26 protein-coding genes and 1 riboswitch are annotated in these 21,213 nt (G+C 28.4%); of the genes, 1 reads left to right on the top strand and 25 read right to left on the bottom strand.

The window, feature by feature from the left end:
* The first annotated feature begins 33 nt into the window (after positions 1-33).
* Positions 34-189 (top strand): hypothetical protein, encoded by a 156-nt coding sequence (locus RSF37_RS05790; RefSeq protein WP_332563450.1) that lies wholly within the window; start codon positions 34-36, stop codon positions 187-189.
* Between the two features lie 60 nt (positions 190-249).
* On the opposite strand, the gene RSF37_RS05785 is transcribed toward RSF37_RS05790, so the two are convergent.
* The 25 genes from RSF37_RS05785 to RSF37_RS05665 all read right to left on the bottom strand — a co-directional run bounded on the left by RSF37_RS05785 (position 250) and on the right by RSF37_RS05665 (position 21,008).
* A complete protein-coding gene (locus RSF37_RS05785; protein ID WP_332563449.1) occupies positions 250-1,704 on the bottom strand; it encodes a cobyric acid synthase in 1,455 nt (484 codons plus the stop codon).
* A 24-nt stretch (positions 1,705-1,728) separates the two neighbouring features.
* The gene (locus RSF37_RS05780) at positions 1,729-2,745 is read right to left on the bottom strand and encodes a hypothetical protein (protein WP_332563448.1); all 1,017 of its coding nucleotides are present in this window, start codon (positions 2,743-2,745) and stop codon (positions 1,729-1,731) included.
* Position 2,746: 1 nt separating this feature from the next.
* Positions 2,747-3,808 (bottom strand): threonine-phosphate decarboxylase CobD, encoded by a 1,062-nt coding sequence (gene cobD, locus RSF37_RS05775; protein WP_332563447.1) that lies wholly within the window; start codon positions 3,806-3,808, stop codon positions 2,747-2,749.
* Positions 3,805-4,752, bottom strand: a complete 948-nt coding sequence (cbiB, locus tag RSF37_RS05770) for an adenosylcobinamide-phosphate synthase CbiB (protein ID WP_332563446.1) — start codon at positions 4,750-4,752, stop codon at positions 3,805-3,807. Before cbiB ends, cobD begins: the two co-directional genes overlap by 4 nt.
* Positions 4,753-4,757: 5 nt before the next feature.
* Positions 4,758-5,369, bottom strand: coding sequence for a histidine phosphatase family protein (locus RSF37_RS05765; protein WP_332563445.1), 612 nt, complete (start codon positions 5,367-5,369; stop codon positions 4,758-4,760).
* Positions 5,362-5,742, bottom strand: coding sequence for a bifunctional adenosylcobinamide kinase/adenosylcobinamide-phosphate guanylyltransferase (locus tag RSF37_RS05760; RefSeq protein WP_332563444.1), 381 nt, complete (start codon positions 5,740-5,742; stop codon positions 5,362-5,364). The genes RSF37_RS05765 and RSF37_RS05760 overlap by 8 nt, the downstream gene beginning before the upstream one ends.
* Positions 5,743-5,754: 12 nt before the next feature.
* Positions 5,755-6,510, bottom strand: coding sequence for an adenosylcobinamide-GDP ribazoletransferase (locus RSF37_RS05755; RefSeq protein WP_332563443.1), 756 nt, complete (start codon positions 6,508-6,510; stop codon positions 5,755-5,757).
* Positions 6,494-7,051, bottom strand: a complete 558-nt coding sequence (locus RSF37_RS05750; RefSeq protein ID WP_332563442.1) for a bifunctional adenosylcobinamide kinase/adenosylcobinamide-phosphate guanylyltransferase — start codon at positions 7,049-7,051, stop codon at positions 6,494-6,496. The genes RSF37_RS05755 and RSF37_RS05750 overlap by 17 nt, the downstream gene beginning before the upstream one ends.
* Complete coding sequence (locus RSF37_RS05745) at positions 7,048-7,578, bottom strand: cob(I)yrinic acid a,c-diamide adenosyltransferase (RefSeq protein WP_332563441.1); 531 nt, start codon at positions 7,576-7,578, stop codon at positions 7,048-7,050. Before RSF37_RS05745 ends, RSF37_RS05750 begins: the two co-directional genes overlap by 4 nt.
* 12 nt (positions 7,579-7,590) lie before the next feature.
* On the bottom strand, positions 7,591-8,673 hold the full coding sequence (cobT, locus tag RSF37_RS05740) for a nicotinate-nucleotide--dimethylbenzimidazole phosphoribosyltransferase (protein WP_332563440.1): 1,083 nt from the start codon (positions 8,671-8,673) through the stop codon (positions 7,591-7,593).
* A 20-nt stretch (positions 8,674-8,693) separates the two neighbouring features.
* Entirely contained in the window at positions 8,694-9,395 is a 702-nt protein-coding gene (locus tag RSF37_RS05735) for an energy-coupling factor transporter transmembrane component T family protein (protein ID WP_332563439.1), read from the bottom strand.
* Positions 9,370-9,657, bottom strand: a complete 288-nt coding sequence (locus RSF37_RS05730) for an energy-coupling factor ABC transporter substrate-binding protein (protein ID WP_332563438.1) — start codon at positions 9,655-9,657, stop codon at positions 9,370-9,372. Before RSF37_RS05730 ends, RSF37_RS05735 begins: the two co-directional genes overlap by 26 nt.
* The gene (locus tag RSF37_RS05725; RefSeq protein WP_442878516.1) at positions 9,657-10,382 is read right to left on the bottom strand and encodes an energy-coupling factor ABC transporter permease; all 726 of its coding nucleotides are present in this window, start codon (positions 10,380-10,382) and stop codon (positions 9,657-9,659) included. The genes RSF37_RS05730 and RSF37_RS05725 overlap by 1 nt, the downstream gene beginning before the upstream one ends.
* A gap of 1 nt (position 10,383) precedes the next feature.
* Complete coding sequence (locus RSF37_RS05720) at positions 10,384-11,157, bottom strand: cobalt-precorrin-6A reductase (protein ID WP_332563437.1); 774 nt, start codon at positions 11,155-11,157, stop codon at positions 10,384-10,386.
* On the bottom strand, positions 11,154-11,870 hold the full coding sequence (cobJ, locus tag RSF37_RS05715; protein ID WP_332563436.1) for a precorrin-3B C(17)-methyltransferase: 717 nt from the start codon (positions 11,868-11,870) through the stop codon (positions 11,154-11,156). The genes RSF37_RS05720 and cobJ overlap by 4 nt, the downstream gene beginning before the upstream one ends.
* On the bottom strand, positions 11,871-12,851 hold the full coding sequence (cbiG, locus tag RSF37_RS05710) for a cobalt-precorrin 5A hydrolase (protein WP_332563435.1): 981 nt from the start codon (positions 12,849-12,851) through the stop codon (positions 11,871-11,873). It abuts the gene before it with no gap.
* 2 nt (positions 12,852-12,853) lie between these two features.
* A complete protein-coding gene (gene cobM, locus RSF37_RS05705; protein WP_332563434.1) occupies positions 12,854-13,600 on the bottom strand; it encodes a precorrin-4 C(11)-methyltransferase in 747 nt (248 codons plus the stop codon).
* Positions 13,601-13,611: 11 nt separating this feature from the next.
* A complete protein-coding gene (locus RSF37_RS05700; RefSeq protein ID WP_332563462.1) occupies positions 13,612-14,277 on the bottom strand; it encodes a cobalt-factor II C(20)-methyltransferase in 666 nt (221 codons plus the stop codon).
* Between the two features lie 4 nt (positions 14,278-14,281).
* Positions 14,282-14,863 (bottom strand): precorrin-6Y C5,15-methyltransferase (decarboxylating) subunit CbiT, encoded by a 582-nt coding sequence (cbiT, locus tag RSF37_RS05695; protein WP_332563433.1) that lies wholly within the window; start codon positions 14,861-14,863, stop codon positions 14,282-14,284.
* A gap of 9 nt (positions 14,864-14,872) precedes the next feature.
* Positions 14,873-15,481, bottom strand: a complete 609-nt coding sequence (gene cbiE, locus RSF37_RS05690; RefSeq protein ID WP_332563432.1) for a precorrin-6y C5,15-methyltransferase (decarboxylating) subunit CbiE — start codon at positions 15,479-15,481, stop codon at positions 14,873-14,875.
* Position 15,482: 1 nt separating this feature from the next.
* On the bottom strand, positions 15,483-16,571 hold the full coding sequence (cbiD, locus tag RSF37_RS05685) for a cobalt-precorrin-5B (C(1))-methyltransferase CbiD (RefSeq protein WP_332563431.1): 1,089 nt from the start codon (positions 16,569-16,571) through the stop codon (positions 15,483-15,485).
* Between the two features lie 5 nt (positions 16,572-16,576).
* Positions 16,577-17,203, bottom strand: coding sequence for a precorrin-8X methylmutase (locus tag RSF37_RS05680; protein WP_332563430.1), 627 nt, complete (start codon positions 17,201-17,203; stop codon positions 16,577-16,579).
* On the bottom strand, positions 17,203-18,501 hold the full coding sequence (locus RSF37_RS05675; RefSeq protein WP_332563429.1) for a cobyrinate a,c-diamide synthase: 1,299 nt from the start codon (positions 18,499-18,501) through the stop codon (positions 17,203-17,205). The genes RSF37_RS05680 and RSF37_RS05675 overlap by 1 nt, the downstream gene beginning before the upstream one ends.
* Positions 18,470-19,327, bottom strand: coding sequence for a sirohydrochlorin cobaltochelatase (locus RSF37_RS05670; RefSeq protein WP_332563428.1), 858 nt, complete (start codon positions 19,325-19,327; stop codon positions 18,470-18,472). Before RSF37_RS05670 ends, RSF37_RS05675 begins: the two co-directional genes overlap by 32 nt.
* 205 nt (positions 19,328-19,532) lie before the next feature.
* Positions 19,533-19,721: riboswitch (cobalamin riboswitch) on the bottom strand.
* A 96-nt stretch (positions 19,722-19,817) separates the two neighbouring features.
* Positions 19,818-21,008, bottom strand: coding sequence for an acetate/propionate family kinase (locus RSF37_RS05665; RefSeq protein ID WP_332563427.1), 1,191 nt, complete (start codon positions 21,006-21,008; stop codon positions 19,818-19,820).
* Positions 21,009-21,213 lie beyond the last annotated feature (205 nt).

The following is a 21,213-nucleotide window of genomic DNA, read 5'->3' as shown; positions in this document are numbered from 1 at the left end:
TACTAATATTAGTTAATTAATGGAGGTGAAAATATGGCAAAAGACAGTCAAGTGGATAAGAAAAGTTCAAGAAATGCAAAATGCAACTCACAAACTCCACTAACTAGCGAAGAAGGTAAAAATAATAATAGAACAAACAAGAAACATTCAGTTAAAAGAGAAGGCTTCCAAAGCGATCACATTAATTAAAACTCTTAAATTTAATATGGCAACCAAAAAAGAAGCTTAGAAATTCTAAGCTTCTTTAATTTATATAATAGTTTCAACATATTCCATATTTATATTTTCTTTTAATATTTCACATAATTCATCATATTGCTTTAACTTATAATCTGCATAATTAATCTCTTCTTTTACTTCTACATTTAATTTTGATTTAAGTTTATTTATTAAATTGATTTTAAAGTTACCTTCATCAAATATTCCATGTAAGTACGTTCCATAAACAGTATCATCCTCATTTTTCATTCCAATAACATTTCCATTATTATCTTTAATCCAAATACTTTCCTCATTAGTTGTAGTACTAACTCCATTATGGATTTCATATCCTGATACTTCATTTCCATAAATATCTTTTGTATTTATTTGTCTTGTTATTTTATCTTTTTCAAAATAAGTAGACATATTTAATAGTCCAAGACCACTTTCTTCTGATGCAGGTCCCTCTACTTCTAATGGATCTTTTATAACATCACCAAGAATTTGGTATCCTCCACATATTCCAAATATAATAGAACCTCTATGTTTAAAATACTTTATTGCATGATCAAAGCCTGTTTTTTTAATATATTTTAAATCTTCTATGGTGTTTTTACTACCTGGAATAATAATTATATTAGCACCTTCTAATTCTTCTATATTATTTACATATCTTACATTTACATTATCCATAGTTCCTAATGAATTAAAATCAGTAAAGTTAGACATATATGGTAATCTTATTACTGCAATATCTACTCCCTCGCCTCTAACATTTGTTATATTGTCTGTAGCGCCATCTTCTTCTTCAATATCCAATCTAAAGTGTGGCATTACTCCAAGTACTTTAACTCCTGTCATTTTTTCTATTTCCTTCATCGCATCTTCAAAGTATTCTTTTTTCCCTCTAAATTTATTAATTATAATCCCTTTAACTCTAGCACGTTCCTCTTCACTTAAAATATTTAAAGTTCCAACAATTGATGCAAATACTCCGCCTCTATCAATATCAGCTACTAAAACCACATTTGAATCTGCCATCTTTGCTGTATGCATATTTGCTATGTCAGTTTTTCTTAAATTTATTTCAGAGCAACTTCCAGATCCCTCTAATACAATTAAGTCGTGATCTTTACTTATATCATAAAAAGCCTCTTTAGCTTGATTCTTTAAATAAACATTTAAATCTTTATATTTGTAAGCATCCATATTACAGTATACTTTTCCTCTTACTATAACTTGTGTTTTAAAATTTCCACTGGGCTTCATAAGTATTGGATTCATATACTCTTTTGGTTCTATATTACAAGCTTCCGCTTGTACTACTTGAGATCTTCCTATTTCATCTCCTTCTTTTGTTACAAAAGAATTTAATGATATATTTAGTGCCTTATATGGTGCAACAGAATATCCTTTTTCTTTAAAGTATCTGCAAAAAGCAGTAGCTAGAGTACTCTTTCCAACAGAAGATGCTGTTCCAAGCAGCATAATTTTTTTAGTCATATTTATTTCTCCTATTCATAACCTTTAAATTTCAATTATTATTTCAGGCACACTATTTTCATCGTGCATACCTGTATATGAATCAGTTCTATGGTCACATGTAATTTTAATATTACAATTAATCTTTCCTTTTAAACTATTAATAATTGGTATTATTAGCTCTTTCCTTATCTTTTCCATATAATTTAATTTATCCACATAACATTTTTTATGTGATAGTTCATCAAGTCCATTTACATGTATAATTACAACATCATCTTCTAGCACTCTAATTAGTGCCACATTAAGTTTTTCAGAAAGAGAGGTGTCATAATATCCATTACATGTATTTGGCTTAATTGAATGCATTCCTAAAGCTATTCCCATACCATGTACTAAATTAATTCCACTGATTAATGTTGCAGACTTATTGTGCTTACTATTAAATGATTCTAAATCAACACTTTTACATGGACCCCATGGCCATAAAATTCTATTTCGTAAATTATTTTCATTAAAATATAGCTTAGATGTATCTATTATACTTTTAAGCTTTTCATTATTAGGTAAAATATCTCTTATATCCTTACTAACATTAAAATGTGGCGCATAGCATTTACTATTTAAAATGGTACAGTCTTTGTCTGTTAAAATCAATAAGTTTTTATAATTATCACAATTAATAAACTTTCCATCTTTAATATTAATTCCTCTAAGTTTTTCATTTAAATTGTTACCTAAATTACCACCAGTAAAATCCAAAAGCTTATTATCTTTAGCTAAAGCAATATTACATCTTAATATAGTCTCATCTTTTTTAAGTTTTATTCCCATAGAAAGTGCTTCATAGTAGGCTCTATCACCTATTTCATATTCACTTGGAGAATAGCCTAGCATTTTAAATATACAATTTAAACTATCTACAGGTTTCCCTTCTGTAACGTAATTTGTCATGCTCAAAGTAGCATATTTAGAAAAGTCACCTAATATCATTTTTTTTAAATCTTTATTTTCTAGTCTTTCTTCCATTAATCCATCTAGTATTATTAAAATTTCTTTCATACTATAATACCTTATTTAATGAATCTATAAGTTTTATGTTTTCCTCTCTTCTTCTAACTGCTACCCTATAATAATTGCAATCAAGTCCATTATAGTTACTACAACTTCTTATTAAAATTCCGTATTTTAATAATTCATTTTTCAAATCTATATCTTTATTAACTTTAAATAAAATAAAATTAACAGATCCCCTATATACAGTTAAATCTTCAAACTTTACTATTTCCTTATATAAAAAATCTTTTTCCTCTTTTACATATTTAATAGTTTTACTTATATAATCTTTATCTTTCATAGCTGAAATTGCACCTAATGTTGCTACTATATTTATAGACCATGGCACAGATACTTTATTTATTTTCTCTATGTAATCATTATTTGAAGTAAGTGAATAGCCTATTCTAATACCTGGAAATGCAAAAACTTTAGTTAATGATTTTACTACAATTAAATTTTTGTACTCATTAACTAGTTCAATTACTGAATACTTATTTTTATCTTCTACAAAATCTAAAAAAGATTCATCTATAACTACTGTTATATTGTTTAGAATACTTATATTTAAAACCTTTTTTATATATTCTTTGCTTGTTAAAATACCTGTTGGATTATTTGGATTACATATAAACATTATGTCAATATTACTATTTAAACTATTTAATAAATCATCATCTAAAGTAAATTCTTTATTTAAATTATAATAGCTAACTTCACAGTCAATTGATCTTAAACTATCTTCATACTCGCAGAAAGTAGGTGCCATAATTAATGCCTTCTTAGGTTTTAAACCTCTTGAAATGTTAAATATAGCTTCTGCAGCACCATTTGAAACTAAAATATTTTCAAATGATATGTTTTCAAACTTACTTATTTCATTTTTCAAATCATAATAAGTTATATCTGGATATCTTTCTACTTTATCTATAGCTTTAATCATAGCTTCTCGTACTTTATTACTTATTCCCACTGGATTTATATTTGCTGAAAAATCAATTATTTCATCTTCTTTTATATTATATGTTCTAGCTATTTCTTCTATATTTCCACCATGACCTAAAGTCATAAAATCACTCCTTCAATATAAGTTAAAACCATAGCTAAAGAATATCCTAAAATACTAACTACAAATAAAATATTATTCGTCTTAATTAAATCATCCACATTAGCTTCTTTTATGCAATCTCCTATAGTTGGCTTAACTACTAATTTTCCAAAATAATAATTTTCTCCACCTAGCCTAATATTAAGTGCGCCAGCAACTGCGGACTCTGGGTGAGCACTGTTTGGACTAGTATGATTATACTTGTCTCTTCTATATATATTATAACTTTCCTTATAGTCTAATCTTAAAATAAATGCAGCAATCATTATAAAATATGCTGTAATTCTTGCTGGAATATAATTAAATATATCATCTAATTTAGCTGAAGCATATCCAAAATCAATATATCTATCATTTTTATATCCAAACATTGAATCACAAGTATTAACTGCCTTATAAAGTAATCCAAGGGGAGCTCCACCAATTCCAATAAAAATTAAAGGTGCTATTATTCCATCTGACATATTTTCAGCAACAGTTTCAATTACTGCTCTAACTATTGATTTTTCATCTAAATTTTCTGTATCTCTACCAACTATATAAGAAAGTTTCACTCTAGCTTCTTTAATATTACCATCTTTTAAAGTCTTTATGACTTTTAATCCTTCAGCCTTAAGCCCCTTTGATGAAATACAAAAATAAATTAATATACCTTCTACTATAATTCCGAAAGTTCCATTAATATATTTTGAAAAATGGACAATTATTAACCCTGCTAAAAATGTTGGTACAATAATACATATCCAACTTAAAAAGCCTGCTAGCTTTAAATTTTTAGGCATAATCTTTCTAAATATCTTTTCAATAAAACTTCCTAAATTTCCTATTATCCTAACTGGATGAACTGGATTATTTGGCTCTCCAATAATCCAATCTAAAATAAAACCTATCGTTAATGCCATCATCTATTTTAAAGCTCCTCTAATATTTTTATTTGTATTTTTTCATAATCTTCATCATTATAATTAACCTTAACCTTATATCCACCACCACAACTTGGTTGATGCATATAAAAATCCTTTTTATCATCACAAAAGAGTTCTAATAATATACCAATTGTTCCTCCATGACAAACAACTAATGCCTCCTCTTCATTCTCTTCTTTTAAAGATACAATCAACTCTTTAAGTGCCTTTTTTATTCTATTTCTAAATTGAATTTTTGATTCACCATTTGGACACTCAACTTTAAGGGATTTATCCATAATCCAATCTATGTATCTTTTATCTTCTTTTAAATCTTCATAGCACTTTAATTCAAAATCTCCAAAATCATATTCAAAAAAACCTTTTCTCACTTCATAATGTAAACTTCCATATAATATTTCAAATGTTTCATTTGCTCTTTTAGCACCACTTGTGAAATTCAATTTACACTTTGGATATTTAGTGCTTGTCTTTTTTTTATTAAGTTCTTCTATACCTAAAGAACTTAAAGATATATCACTTTTTCCACAGTATAATCTTCTTTCATTACAATATGTCTTACCATGCCTTATTAAATATAAATTTAAACTACTCATCTTTTATAACCATTGGTATTCCAAAAAATATTTTACATACATAATTACTTTCTTCAGTTAACAATTGCATAACCTTACCTGTCTCTTCTCTCCAAAATCTCTCTTCTCTTTTCATTGGAACTATTCCAGATGAGATTTCATCACAAATAATTATTTTATCTTTGAACTTATGTAAATTTTTCTCAAAGTAATTTGTTGATTCATTATAATTTTTTGCATTAAAGTATATAAGTCTATCAATTCCACTTATTACTTTTTTAGAAAAATCAATTTCACTATCTTTGCAGTAAAAAATATCACTGTCTTCAATATCGAATTTATTTTTAACGTAACTTAGCTTACCATTGTAAGCACCACCAAAGTAAATTTTCAAAATAATCAACTCCTAAATAATTGCTAAAACAATTAAAGAAACAAGTTCTGATAAAGTGATAATATATCCTGATACATCCCCATTTATCCCACCTAATTCTTTTTCACAGTTTTTAACTAACAATACACATATAATTAGAATAGATAATATACTCACCATAACACCTATTCCACCTATAAGAAAACTCACTATAAGAACTACTATATACGTGAAAATTAATACTAATCTATCTACAATACTAGTTCCCTCTTTGTATAAGTTTCCAAAATAACTTTCTTTTATAGCCTTTTTTGTAAGTAAAAAATATGCATCTAAACTTCTTGATGCAATTGGAATTAAAATTAAAAATATTGTATTTTCATTTCGTGTAAGTATTGTATTTATTGATGCAAATTGCATGAAAAATACAAGAATTAATGATATAACTGAAAAAGCTCCAACAGTTGAGTCTTTAAGAATTCTTACTTTCTCTTCCTTAGGTCTTCTTGAAAGTAAAGCATCTGAAACATCCATAAATCCATCTAAATGAATAAATCCAGTAATAATAAAAGGTACCACCATTAATATAGTTGACCCAAGCATTGATCCAATGTTAAATCTACTTAATATTAAGCTTACCCCGTACCATATAAGTCCAATTATCAATCCAATTATAGGAAAAATCTTCATTATATGTTTTGCTGATTTCTCACACCAAACTTTTTTCATCGGCGGCAGTATAGTAAACATTCCAATTGCCATATTAATTGAATTAAATAAGCTTTTCATATTTTAAAAGCTCCTCTCCTTTATATATCGTAATATTTTTATATAAGCTTTCACAGACTACATCTGCTTTAATTGATATTTCTGTATTTATATGTCCTAGTTCTCTTCTAAAGTTTTCTGTAAACTCATCGTATACTGTACTATCACTAAATATATAATCAGAAACAATAATTAAATTTTTAGCTTTCATAAAAATATTATTAATTCCATTTAATATATGTCCTGAAACATTAAGATTAATACTCTCTTTAGAAAACATTTCATTTGTAACTAAAGAAGTAATACTATCTAATAAAACTGTATCAGTAGCTTTTATGCTATCTACTATCTTTTCTATATTTTTATTAATTTCAAAGGTTTTGAAATTATACTTTTTTCTATCTTCTATATGTTTTTCTATTCTTTTTAAGTCTTCACTATCACAAGGCTTCATAGTAGCTAAATATATAAGCCTCTCATCCCTTTTTCTTAATTTACTTGCCCAAGATTCAGCTATTTTAGATTTTCCGCTTTTAGATCCACCTGAAATGAACATTATCATATTTCTATACCAACTCTTGATTTTACACCTTGTTTATAAGGATGCTTAATTGCATGAATTTCTGATACATAATCAGCTCTATCTATAAGTTCTTCCTTTGGATTTCTTCCTGTCATAACAACTTCTAATCCAACTGGTTTATTATCTAAAAATTTAATTATGTCATTTAGTTCTATAAAATCTAAATTTATTGTTGCTATAATTTCATCTAATATTAAAAGGTCATAATTTTCTTCTACTGCTTTATTAGTAACAAACTTGAATCTTTTAGTATGTTCTTTCTTAACAGCTGCCTTTTCCTCTTCATTCATATTCCATACAAACTTTTTAGCAGGCTCTCCTTTTATAACATGAAAATACTCTGATAATTTCTCTATTGATTTTAATTCCCCTGTTTTATTACTTTTTAAAAACTGAGTTAATAATACTTTCTTTTCTCTTCCAGCTGCTCTCATTCCAAGTCCCATAGCCGCTGTCGTTTTTCCTTTCCCATCGCCACAATAAATATGAATTAAACCAAGTTCCATACCATTCTCTCCTTAAACAATATAATTTTCTTTTCCTTTTACTTCTTCTATATAGCTATCATCAATATTAGCTTCCTCAAATGTTGCCATGTTATTAAGCATTCCTATTGCAAACTCCATTATTGAAAAAGCTATAGGACATCCACTACCTTCTCCAAGTCTCATATCCAAATCTACCATTGGACTTAATTCTAAGTCTTCCATTATCGCATTATATCCTATTTCAGCTGACTTATGAGATGGGAATAAAAAGCCTTTAACTAAAGGATTTATTCTACTTGCAAGCAAGGCTGCAACTGCTGATATAAAACCATCAACTACAACTGGAACTCTATAATAAGCAGCGCCTAAAAATACTCCTGCCATTGCAGCTATATCAAATCCACCAACTTTAGATACAATATCAATAGGGTCTTTAAAATCTATATTATTTATTTCAATTGATTTTCTTACAACTTCCTTCTTTTTTTCAAATGAAGTAAGTGTAATTCCACCACCTTTACCTACGACATCTTCAAGGTTACAATCTAACATAGATAAAAGCACAGCAGATGATGTTGTTGTATTTCCTATTCCCATTTCACCAACACCAATTACATCATATCCATCATCTTTAGCTTTCTTTGTAGCTTCAATTCCAATATTTATAGCTCTTATTGCTTCTTCATAGCTCATAGCTCGTCCTTTATAAATGTTACTTGTTCCTTTTCTTATCTTTTTATTTATAACATTTTTTATTACTTCATCACTATTTATACCAACATCAATTACTATTAAGTCTGTATCATTTACTTTAGATAAAGCTGCAACGCCAGTCTTTCCCCTTATGAAATTTTTTGTTTGTGCAAGTGTTACATATTGAGGTGCTGATGCAACTCCCTCTTCAACTACTCCATTATCTGCTGACATAATTATTATGCCTTTCTTATGTACAGTATTCTTTATTTCTCCTGTAATTCCCGATAACTTAATTACTATATCTTCAAGTTTACCAAGACTGCCAATAGGCTTTGCTAAAGAATCTACTTTATCTCTTACTATTTCCATAACTTCATAATCTAATGGTTTTATTTCTTTTCTTACTATATTAATCAATGCTTTGCACCTCACTTAAATTACTTTAACGCAATAATAAATCCAACTAATAATATAAAGTAAAGTACTACTAAACTAATAATTATCTTATTGAATTTAAAATTAAAACTATAATTATGTCTTCCTCTATAATTTCTATTCTTTAAAGAAATATTTATTTCTCTCCATCTAGAAATTAAGTTTTTAAATATTATCCCAAAACCAAGTCCATAGTCCTTCACACTTTTTTTAAAAGATGAGAATCCACCTCTACATCTAATAGCTTTAAATGTTAAATTAAAATCTTCTTCTAAAAGCATAATAAACCTTTCCATTTGATTTATTATATCTGCAATATCTCTTGTGTATTCAAATTTACTAATCACTGCTACTATGTGATTTATAGGAGTTGTAAGTGCTAAAAAGCTTAATGTAATAGCACCGTTAATTCCTCTTAATACGACTAAAAGTATTAAGCTTATTGATTGTCCTTGCCAAAACATTGTTATAGATGTAAACACTGTAAAAACTAATGCTACACCTATAAACTTCTTAACTATAACTAATGGATTTTTTGCAATTATATTTAATAATAAAAACAAAAAAATATTTCCAATAATAATGTAAATATTTTTTGTATAGCTACATCCTATTAGAGAAAATAATACAATTATTATTTTCTCAACAGGATGTATATAAGCTAGTTTGCTATTATTACTATAAAGATTTATTAGCCTTATCACTTTGTCCCTTCTTCTTACCAACAAAATATCCTATAAATCCTGCTCCTATAGCAGCTTGAGTAGCAAATAAGAAACTTTCAACTTCTCCTGATGGCGGTGTCCAGAAGCTTTCAAACCAAGGTTCATAATGTGGATTTATTTCACCTATTAATTCATCAGCTTGGCTATCTGCACCTTCAAAAGCACCATTTTTATTAACTACAAAGGGCATTACAACTAAAATTATACATAAAATTATTAAAAGTATATTTTTTTTCTTCATTATAATAATCCCTCCTCTATTTCTGATAACTCTTGTTTGCAGTGTTTTCTTACAAAATTGAATATTATTACAGATACAATTCCTTCAACTATTGCAAGTGGAATTTGAGTAACAGCAAAGATTCCCATAAATTTAGTAGCTGATGCTGCAAATCCTCCTATATCTGATGGATAAGCAAGAGCTAACTGAATTGAAGTAACTACATAAGTTGTTAAATCTCCAAGGAAACATCCTAAAAATACTGCAACTTCTGTATTTTTCTTTCTAAATAATCTATAAATACCATAAGCTACGAAAGGCCCTATAATACCCATTGATAACACGTTTGCTCCTAAAGTTGTTATTCCACCATGTGCTAATAATAGCGCTTGGAATAATAAAACTACAACTGAAATAATAACAACAATAATCGGCCCAAATATAATAGCACCAAGACCTGTTCCTGTAGGATGTGATGAACTACCTGTAACTGATGGTAGTTTCATAGCTGACATCATAAATATATATGCCGCCATAAGCCCTAGTAACATTTTCACATCACTATTTTTCTTAATTAATTTTCTAAGTTCTCTAATACTTAAAATTATAAATGGCGCTGAAACTAAGAAGTAAAATAAACACCAATTTAGTGAGATAGCACCTTCAGCTATATGCATTGCATAAGCATTCATAGGAATGGTAAGTGCAAGCATAAATGCAAATACAACAAAACTTAATTTTTTCAATTTAAAATTCCCCCAATTCTTTTTTTATAAATTTAATCATTTTATCTATATTATTAAAAGCTATTTTATAGTTAACTTTAGGTTTGTTTATAAGAATAACTTTTGCTTTATTTTCAAAAGCTGATTCTACCTTTTCTAAAACTCCACCTTCAAGTCCACTATCTTTTGTTATAATAGCTTTAATATTATATTCTTTAATTATTCCATCATTAATATACCTTCCAAATGGACCCTTAATAGCAATTATATTATCTAGTTTTATGCCATTATCTACTAACTTCTTCAATATTGAAGGTGATGGCAGCACTCTATGAATAACTCTATTTTTTAAATTTAAATTATTTATATTTAAAGCATTATTACTTCCTGTAGTATTTAAAACATTACCATCAATATTTTTTAGTGCTTCCTCTAGTTCACTATAATCATCTATTTTAATTATATTTTCATTGTTTTCTATTAAATCAAAATAACTTTTTCTTTCATATCTTATGTACTTAACATTTAATTCCTTGCACACTTTAATAAGAGTTTTAGAAACTTCCTTTGCGTAAGGATGTGAACCATCAACAAATATATTAATATTTAATCTTTTAATATACGCCTTAAATTCCTCTTCATTTAACGGCTTACAATTTAAATGTTTTATTTTATAGTTCTTTAATAAGTCGCCTCCATACTGAGTTGAAGTAGAAACAAAAATATCTTCTGTAAATTCATTTATAGAAGATAAAATTTCATGACCTTCAGATGTCCCAAGTACGAAACCTATCATATTTTATATCCTCTTGGTGTAATAAATTTATCCCCTTTAATATAACTTTGTGAGTTACCTATAATAACTATAGAAAACATATCAACAACTGTATCATCAAAATTACCAAGGTTGAATAATTTTATATCTTCTCCTTCTCTAAGTGCATGTCTTACTACTGCAACAGGAGTATTATCGTCTCTAAATTCTCTTATTATATCGATACATTCTCTTAAATAATGAGCTCTCCCCTTACTTCTTGGGTTATATAATGAAATTATAAAGTCACCATCTGCTGCCATCTTAACTCTTTTCTTAATTAATTCGTAAGGAGTCATTAAATCACTTAAGCTAATATTACAATTATCATGCATAAGTGGTGCACCAACTGCTGAACCTGCTGCACTTGAAGCTGTTAATCCAGGTATAACTTCTACATCCTCATCAACTCTAAGTTCTAATATAAGTCCAGCCATTCCGTAAATTCCTGAATCTCCAGTACTAACTAGTGCAACATCTTTATCTTTAGAAAGTCTTAAAGCTTCCTTGCATCTAGCTTCTTCTCCCCTCATTCCAGTCATAAATACTTCTTTACCTTCTATAAGAGGTTTTATCATATCAATATACTTTGTATATCCAACAATTACATCACTTTCTTCAATAGCCTTTTTAGCCTTTAAAGTCATATGTTCAAGGCCTCCTGGACCAATTCCAATTACATATAATTTTCCCATCTATATATCTCCTTCATTTAATATTCCAACAGTTAAAGTCATTCCACTATTTTTGATTTTATCTATAATAATATGTCCACCTGAAAGTTCAACAACTGGTTCACTCACAGCCTTAACTCCAACTATAGACTTTACAAAGTCACTGCCTTCATATTTTTCTTCTACTGTCATTATTTCTTCACTACTAAAAAATCTTTTTTCTGTATTAAGTTCTTCTACTAAATCTAAAATAGCATTTTCATCTTTTTTTATATCTATAGATGTAATTAACTTAACACTTCTCTTATCTAAATTATTTTCTTCTAAAACTTTATATACAAACTCTCTAAGCTTTATTGAATCAGTATTTTTTCTACATCCAATTCCTAAAACCACTTCTTTTCTAATTAGTTTTAAAACATTTTTATTCTCTTCACTTTTATTAGTTATCCAAACTGTATTATCTTTTATTTCATCAGTTTTAATATATCCATTTGGACAACTTATCTTATTGTTATCATCTTTGAAATAAACATCTTTCTTATTTACAAGTCTACTTGCAATAACCTTAGCTTTTTTTAAATCTTCGATTACTAAATTATTATCTTTTGCCATAATATCTGGTGCTATAATGCTCATATTATCTGTAGCAGTTGTTATTACAGGTACGTTATTTAGCACTTTTGAGATTTCATTAGTTAATTTGTTAGCACCACCTAAATGTCCTGACACTAAACTTATTGTAAAATTATTGCAAACATCAACAACAATAACTGCTGGATCTACATCTTTACACACTAAATATTTAGATATTGCACGTACTGCAATTCCTGTTGAACTTATAAATACAATAGCTTCATAATTTTCAAAAGATTCCTTTGTTACATCATTTAAACTAAAGCTTTCATTATTTGACTTTGAAAATATATGTCCTCCGAATTTTTCTTTAATTTTATAAGCAATTGGATCACCTTTTAAAGTAACACTAATTATGCTTATCATTTTTACTTTATTCCTTCTCTAAACATATGTGTAAATGTCTTATCATAAAGTAAACTCTTTTCATACTCACAATCTATAAAATCTCCAACTAAAATTTGAGCGCACTTGTTTATTCCTTCTTCTTTAACTTTTTTTGAAATATCATCAAGTGTTCCAATTATTATCTTTTCATCTTCCCAAGTAGCTCTTGCAATAACAGCTATAGGAACATTTCTTCCATAACCTTTTCTAAGTTTTGCTACTACTTTATCAATCATTGATATTGATAAAAATAAAGCCATTGAAGCTCCAATTGAGGCTAATCTTTCTAAATCTTCTGTTTCTGGAACTTTTGTTCTACCTTCAACTCTTGTTAATATAACTGTTTGAGTTACTGATGGGAGTGTAAATTCCTTCTTTATTGATGATGCTGCTGCAACGAAAGAACTTACCCCTGGTATAACTTTATATTCTAATCCGAATTTATCAAGTTCATCCATTTGCTCTTTTATTGCTCCATATATTGAAGGGTCTCCTGTATGAAGTCTTACTACTAACTTATCTTTATTATTTTTTATAACTTCAATTACTTCATCTAAAGTCATACTTGCTGAATTATATATTTCTACTCCCTCTTTACAAAAGTCCATATGCTCTTTTGCAACTAGTGAGCCTGCATATATTACAATGTCAGCCTTACTTAAAGTATCTCTTCCTTTAACTGTAATTAAATCTACATCTCCTGGACCTGCTCCTATAAAATAAACCATAATCTTTACCTCTATTCCTTACTTGCTAAAATTAGAGACATATAGTCTCTGCAGTTTAATATTTCTTCTCTATCTGTTAATGTTAATTGTCCTTCTCTACCTGCTCTACTTACGTAAACATAATCAAAACCTTTTTCTTCTAAAAGATTTAAAACTTCTTCTTCCTTCTTATATACCTTCATAATAACAACATACTTTTCATCTGTTATTTCATTAACTTTTGAAGCTGGAAGTATTGTTAATCTGTTATCTCCAATTACTAAAGTTCTTTCAACAATACTAGCAGCTGCGCAGAAAGATGTAATACCCGGTACAGTCTCAACATTAAAATGCTTTTTTTGCATATTGTTTAATAAATATATATATGTGCTATATACAAATGGATCTCCAATTGTTAAAAAACATACATTTTTGCCTTCCTTTAACTTATCTTCAATAAAATCATAAGCTTCCTTAATTTTAGCCTCTTGATCTTTACCTCCCATTGGGAATTGTTTAACTACCACTTCTGTTCCATCTTCTATGTACTCTTTTACAGTTTCTAATGCTATGCTTACTCCGCCTGCCATTGCACTTGGCGCAACTATAACATCACATTCTTTTATAATTCTAACTGCCTTTACAGTTATTAACTCAGTATCTCCAGGTCCTACACCTATTCCATATAAAGTTGCCATATCTTTATTCATCCCCTTTTCTTACACATTTAACTATATAAATTGGGTTATTCGCTATCATCATATAACTTTCACCTTTGTTTTTACTTATATTAACCATTGATATATCAGTTTTATAGTTTAAACTCTTAACTTTATCAATTCCTTTATAAGCATTATTTAAAGTAATAAAGTTCATAACGATAACTCCATTCTCTTTTAATAACTTATCACTTTTTTCTATAATATCTAAAAGTCCACCACCTGACCCTCCAATAAATATAGAATCAAATAATAATTTATTTTCTATATGTAAATCTAAAACGTCTCTAGCATCACCTTTTGTAAGTTCAATATTATTGCAATTAAACTTTTCAATATTTTTCATTGAAACTTCGTAAGCATCTGAGTCTTTTTCAACTGCATAAACTTTACCTTCTGTTGCAATTTTAGCGGATTGTACTGTTATTGTTCCTGTTCCAGACCCTATATCTAAAACTTTAGAATCCTCTCTTAAATCCATCTTCCATATTGAAAGTGCTCTTATATCTTCTTTTGTCATTGGACAATTGCCTCTAATGAACTCACTATCTTTAATTAAAATCATTTTCTACACCTATAACTTTCTTTCTATTACTATTATTGATAAGTTATTAAATTCCATATCTTTTAAAACTTCTGGATAGTTAGCAACTATTCTTTCATCTTCATAAGATAAATTTTCTCCAACTGTAACTAAACAGTTAATATTATTATTGACTAGTTTTTCACAAAGAAGACTTGGGGTATTTTTATTATCACAAAGCCAAATACTAACTTCATTTTGTTTTACATTATTTATAAAATCCTCTTCTCTTCCGTGTAAACTTCCTGTATGCGCATTATTCCATGACTTATTAATATTACACATTAAATACTGAAATGAGCTTATACCAGGTATAACTTTAATTTCTTTTGTGCAATTATTATTAATATAATTAGAAATACCATAAAACATCGGATCTCCTGATGCTACAATAGCTAAATTACTCTTATCATCATAATTTTCAGCTATTTCAATAATTTCTTTTAATTTATTAATTTTGATTTTTTTATTATTTATAAAATCTAATGAATCAATAGCTCTATCAAATCCTATTATTAAATCGCTACCTTTAAGTATATCTTCTGCCTTTTTTAGTATATAGTCTTTATTTCCTGGACCTAATCCTACTATATAAATCATATTATTTCTCCTCTAAAGAATTATATAAAACAGTGTAATCTGAGAATCCATGATACATTATTGCATCACATTCCATTTCATCATAAGTATATATTTTCATTCTATTTACTATTTTTTCTCCGATATTTTTATATAATCTTTCATATCCACTACCTAGAAATTCTACTGCACCTTCAGATGTTTTCTGCTCTAATACTTCATTAACAAGTTTTAAATCATATCCAAGCAGTGTAAGTTCTAATGCCATAACTTCAAGTCTTACATCGCTAACTCTACTATGCGTATTAAAGCATCCGTAAGCTATTTTACTTACTTTTCCTATATGCCCTACAAGAATTACTTTTTTAATATTTGAAGCTGCTAGACACTCAAGGGCAAATCCTACGAAGTTTGATATAATTACAATTTCTTCTTCCTTAAACCCTAAACCTTTAGCACATCTTTCACCAATATTCCCAAAAGTTAATACAATCCTATCTCTTCCAATAGATTTTTGTTTAATTTCTATTCTTATTGATTCTTTAAGTGCATCTTCTGACATTGGATATACTATTCCAGTTGTTCCAAGAACTGAAATTCCACCTTCAATTCCAAGTCTTGGATTAAAAGTTTTCTTAGCACATAAAATGCCTTCTGGTATTGATATTGAAACTTTAACACTACAATCTTTCGGAATAACTTTCATAACTTCTTCTCTTATCATTTTTCTCGGAACTGGATTTATTGCATATTCCCCTTTTTTAACTGATAATCCATCTTTAGTTACAATTCCAACTCCAATTCCACCTGTTAGTTCATAGCCTTCTTCAGTCTTTTGAACTGTAGAGAATACTTCAATTCCATCTGTTGCATCAATATCATCTCCACCATCTTTAATAACAGAAGCTTTTACATAGTCTTTTCCCCTCTCAATTGAATTAATCTTTATATTAAGTTTAATTCCTTTAGGTGTATCTATTTCAATATATTCTAAATCAATATTATTAAATAACATAAAACTTGCTGCTTTAGAGGCTGCTGCGGCGCAAGATCCAGTTGTATAACCGCATCTTAACTTTTTACCTCCACTTTCAACATAAAGGTCTAACATTTTTGTTATCCCCTTTCAACAGATCCATACATTAATGCATTAACGATTGCTGCAGCTACAGTGCTGCCACCTTTTCTACCTTTTACAGTTATGAAAGGTATATTTAATTCTTCTAAGTTTTCCTTACTTTCAGCAGCTCCAACAAATCCAACTGGTACAGCTACAATAAGTTTTGGTGCTACTTTTCCAGCTTTAATAAGTTCTTTTAACTTAAATAATGCTGTTGGTGCATTTCCAAAAACAAAGATATCAACATTATCGCTAGCTGCTTTAGAAACTGCTGCCATAGATCTTGTAATTCCTTTTTCTTTTGCTTCCTTATGAACTTCATCTAAGTTTACATAGCAAATAGCTTTTCCTTCTAATTTGCCAAGTGCCATTTTATTTATTCCAGATAGAGCCATATTTGTGTCAGTATAAATAGTCGGCTTATGCTTAAAAGCCTCTTTTGCTGCCTCTATTGCTCCATTACTTATTTCTATTAAATCTGCATATTCAAAATCTGCTGTAGTATGGATTACTCTTTTTACAATCTTTAATTGTTCTTCATTAAAGTTGTGCTCTCCCATTTCGTTTCCTATTATTTCAAAACTCTTATTTTCTATCTCCATAGGATTCTTTATATAGTCCATTAAATTTCATCTTCTTTCTTTAAAATATATTTTAAAAACTCTAAGTTCCCAAAGAAATGTATATGAGGATATCCAGCTAATGTATTTTTCTTCTTATATCCACAAGTCCACCTTTTAATTTCACCTTTATAATTAAGCTTTTCAATATTATAAATAGTATCTTCTTCTGATTCTACTTTTGACTTATGGAATTCATGACAATTTACTTTAATATCATTAAAATATAAATTAGCATATCCAAATCTATTAAGTTTTCCTGTCATAATACTCTTCCCTTTAAAAAAGCCAACGACTGGTGCTTCATCTATACTTTCTGTTAAATACATAAGTCCACCACATTCTGCATAGCAATGTGTTCCATTTTCTAATGCGACTTTAATACTATTTAACATGGTTTTATTTTCACTAAGTTTTTCTTTAAATACTTCAGGATATCCTCCCCCTATATAAATAAAGTCTAACCCCTTTGGCAATTCCTTATCTCTTAGAGGACTAAAATAGACAACATCCCCAGCTTCTTCTAAAAGTTCTAAGTTTTCTTTATAATAAAATCTAAATGCTTCATCAAAAGCAATACCTATTTTTTTATTATAATTATTTATATGGAATGTATCCTCACATTTTTTTACTTCTTTAAAAGACATTATTAATGAGTCTAAATCAACAAACTCTTCTATTAATTTAGCGCAGTGTTCAATCTTCTCTTTAAGATTATCTATTTCTATACTTTGTACTAATCCTAAATGTCTACTTTCTAGTTTTAAAGTTTCATCTTTTGGAATATATCCAAAAACTTTAAGTTTGCAATTTTCTTCAATTAATGTTTTTAATAAAACATAATAACTTGGTGTTATACAGTTTAATATTACTCCTACTATATTTGCATCTCTAAAGTCTTTTATTCCATTTAATTCTGCACATAAAGTAATACTTTGCGCTTTTGGAGTTATAACTAAAATAATTGGTGCATCATCTAAAGTTTTTGATACAGAATAAGTTGAACATTCATCTGTAATACCTTTTCCATCATATAACCCCATAACCCCTTCGACTATTGCTAAATCTCCATATCCTCTAGAAAAAGAAGCTCTAACGCCCTCTTCTCCCATTAAGTGAATATCTAAATTTCTTGAAGGTTTCATTGTAATTTCACTATGAAATCCTGTATCTATATAATCTGGACCAACTTTAAAGCTTTGAATATCATAATTTCTATTTTTCAAAGCTTTCATTAATCCTAAAGTAACTGTTGTCTTTCCACCACCACTACAGTTTGACGAAACAATTAGTGTCTTCATTTCTACTCCCCTTTTTAGTATGTCCTACGCCTACATACCTATCGTTAATTAAATCATCAACTCTATTTATATATAGTTTACTAAATTCCTCTATTTCTCCAAGACCTTTCATATATAGATTAACTTTTATCCCTTCAGCTTCAAATAAAGATTTCCATGAATCCTCTTCATCTGATGCCATATCATTTATAACATGATCTCCTGCAACTACCATTAACGGCATAAGTAATATTTCTTTTATATTCTTTTTTTTCAATCTAGTTAATACATTGTCAAAGCTTGGATATCCTTCTACTGTCCCTACGAAAACATTATCATACCCTTCATCTTGAAGAACTGCTTGGATACATCCATATACAGCTCCTGCTGGGTGTGATGTTCCATGTCCAAACATAACAATATTTTCATTTTCTTTAAGTACATTTTCAATTGATCTTATAAACAAAGTATAATCCTCTGGAACTCCCTCTACTCCTTGATAATAAAATATTGGTCTTCCAAGTTTTATAACATCAAATTTATCTTTAAAATCATCTTGCACTTTTTGTATGTATTCGTATTCTTCTCCTGGAATTATATGAAGTGGTTGCATTATTACTTCCTTAATTCCATTTTCATATAGTTCTTGTAATTTTTCTTCTGGTGTTGGTATTTTGATACCTTTAACTTTTTCTATTTTTCTAATAATCATATGTGATGTAAATGCTCTATGTACTTCATACTCATTAAATTCTTCTTTTATTTTATTCTCTATATTTTCTATTGAGTTTTTTAAAGGTCTCTCATAGCTTGTCCCGAAGCTAACTACAACGATTGCTTTTTTCATAACAAATTCTCCTTAACATATAAATTGACAGCTCTTATTAAATTATTACTCTAATTATAATTAGGCAAATAAAAAAGCGTCCTCACATGAGGACGCTAGAAAATTCAAAAATTTTAAAGTTATTTAATAAATTTAATTAACTAAACCTATTTTAAACACAACTTTAAATGAATAACTTTTAAATTATCCCTTACCTTCCCTCCGAAGTATGGCTTAACAATAGGTAGGTCTCCTGACTTAAGCTTCATCATCCTCTCTTCCTTCCCAGTTAAAAACCAGTGGATACATAGAGATTCATCTGCTATTACAGTAGCGGGGGCTGTAGTGGACTCTAACCACTTTCCCTTTTAATTCTAAAATAGTTTTTTTAGAAACCTATCATTCTATATTTGTTTTTTTCATTATATATTAATATAACTTAAATTACAACTGCAAAAAGATTTCAAATATGCATAAAGGGATGTCCTATAACATCCCTAATTTGCTTAAATTACTTTAAAAGATTTGTTGTCTCTTTAGCAATCATTAATTCTTCATTTGTTGGAACTACGTAAGCTTTTACTTTAGATCCTTCTTTTGAGATTTCACTAAGTTTACCTCTTACTTTGTTTTTTTCTGTATCTAATTCAATTCCTAAGAATTCTAAATTCTTTAAGCACTCTTCTCTAGTTTCTGGTGAATTTTCACCAACTCCAGCTGTAAATACTATTGCATCAACTCCACCCATTGCTACAATATATGAACCAATGACCTCTCTTATTCTATAATGGAATATATCTAATGCAAGCTGAGCTCTTTTATTACCTTCTTTTACTGCATCTTCAATATCTCTAAAATCAGAACTTACTCCAGAAACACCAAGTACTCCTGAATCATTATTTAAAGACTTACTTACTTCTTCAATAGTATATCCACATTCTTCAACTAAGAATGGTATTATTGATGGATCTATATTTCCTGATCTTGTACCCATTGGAATTCCTGCAAGTGGTGTGAAACCCATTGTTGTATCAATACATTCACCGTTCTTTACAGCAGCAATACTTGCTCCATTTCCAAGATGGCAAGTTATTATTTTTAAATCCTTTATGTCTCTTTCCATTGTATCTGCTAGTTTTTGAGATACATATTTATGGGAAGTTCCATGGAACCCGTATTTTCTTATTTTATGACTTTTATAAAGAATATAATCTATTGGATAAATATACGCTTTTTCTGGTAATGTTTGATGGAATGCTGTATCAAAAACAGCTATCATAGGAGTATCTCCCATTAAGTTTTGACAGGCTCTTATACCAGTTATATTTGCTGGATTATGAAGTGGTGCAAGCTTTGAACAATCTTCTAAATATGCAATAACTTCTCCATCTATTATAACTGACTTTGAATACTTCTCGCCTCCGTGAACTACCCTATGTCCAACAGCTGTAATTTCATCTAAGCTTGAAATCACTCCAATATTTTTATCTGTTAATGCATTAAGAACTAGTCCTATTGCATCTTTGTGATTATTAACCACTGATTCTATACTGTGTTTTTCATCATTTCTTTTATGAACTAATCTAGAACCTTCTATTCCAATTCTCTCAACTATTCCTTGAGCTATATTTTTTTCATTTTTCATATCAATTAATTGATACTTCAAAGATGAACTACCACAGTTAATTACAAGTATATTCATAATATAATACCCTCCACTCATATAATTTCAAAACTGCAGTAAGCACTATAACTTTACAAAATTATCAAAATAAACCCATGATACCTTTGTTAATATAAGCATTTACTTGCATTTTCATTGTAAACGCTCACTTGTACTATGTCAACATTTTCATTGCAATATTAATAAATATAACGTTATATTTTTAACAATTGTTGAAAACTAT

The organism is Clostridium sp., assembly GCF_036643715.1.
GTDB lineage: Bacteria > Bacillota > Clostridia > Clostridiales > Clostridiaceae > Clostridium.
Note: the sequence above shows the minus strand (reverse complement) of the source record. Positions and strands in the feature narration are given on the sequence as shown.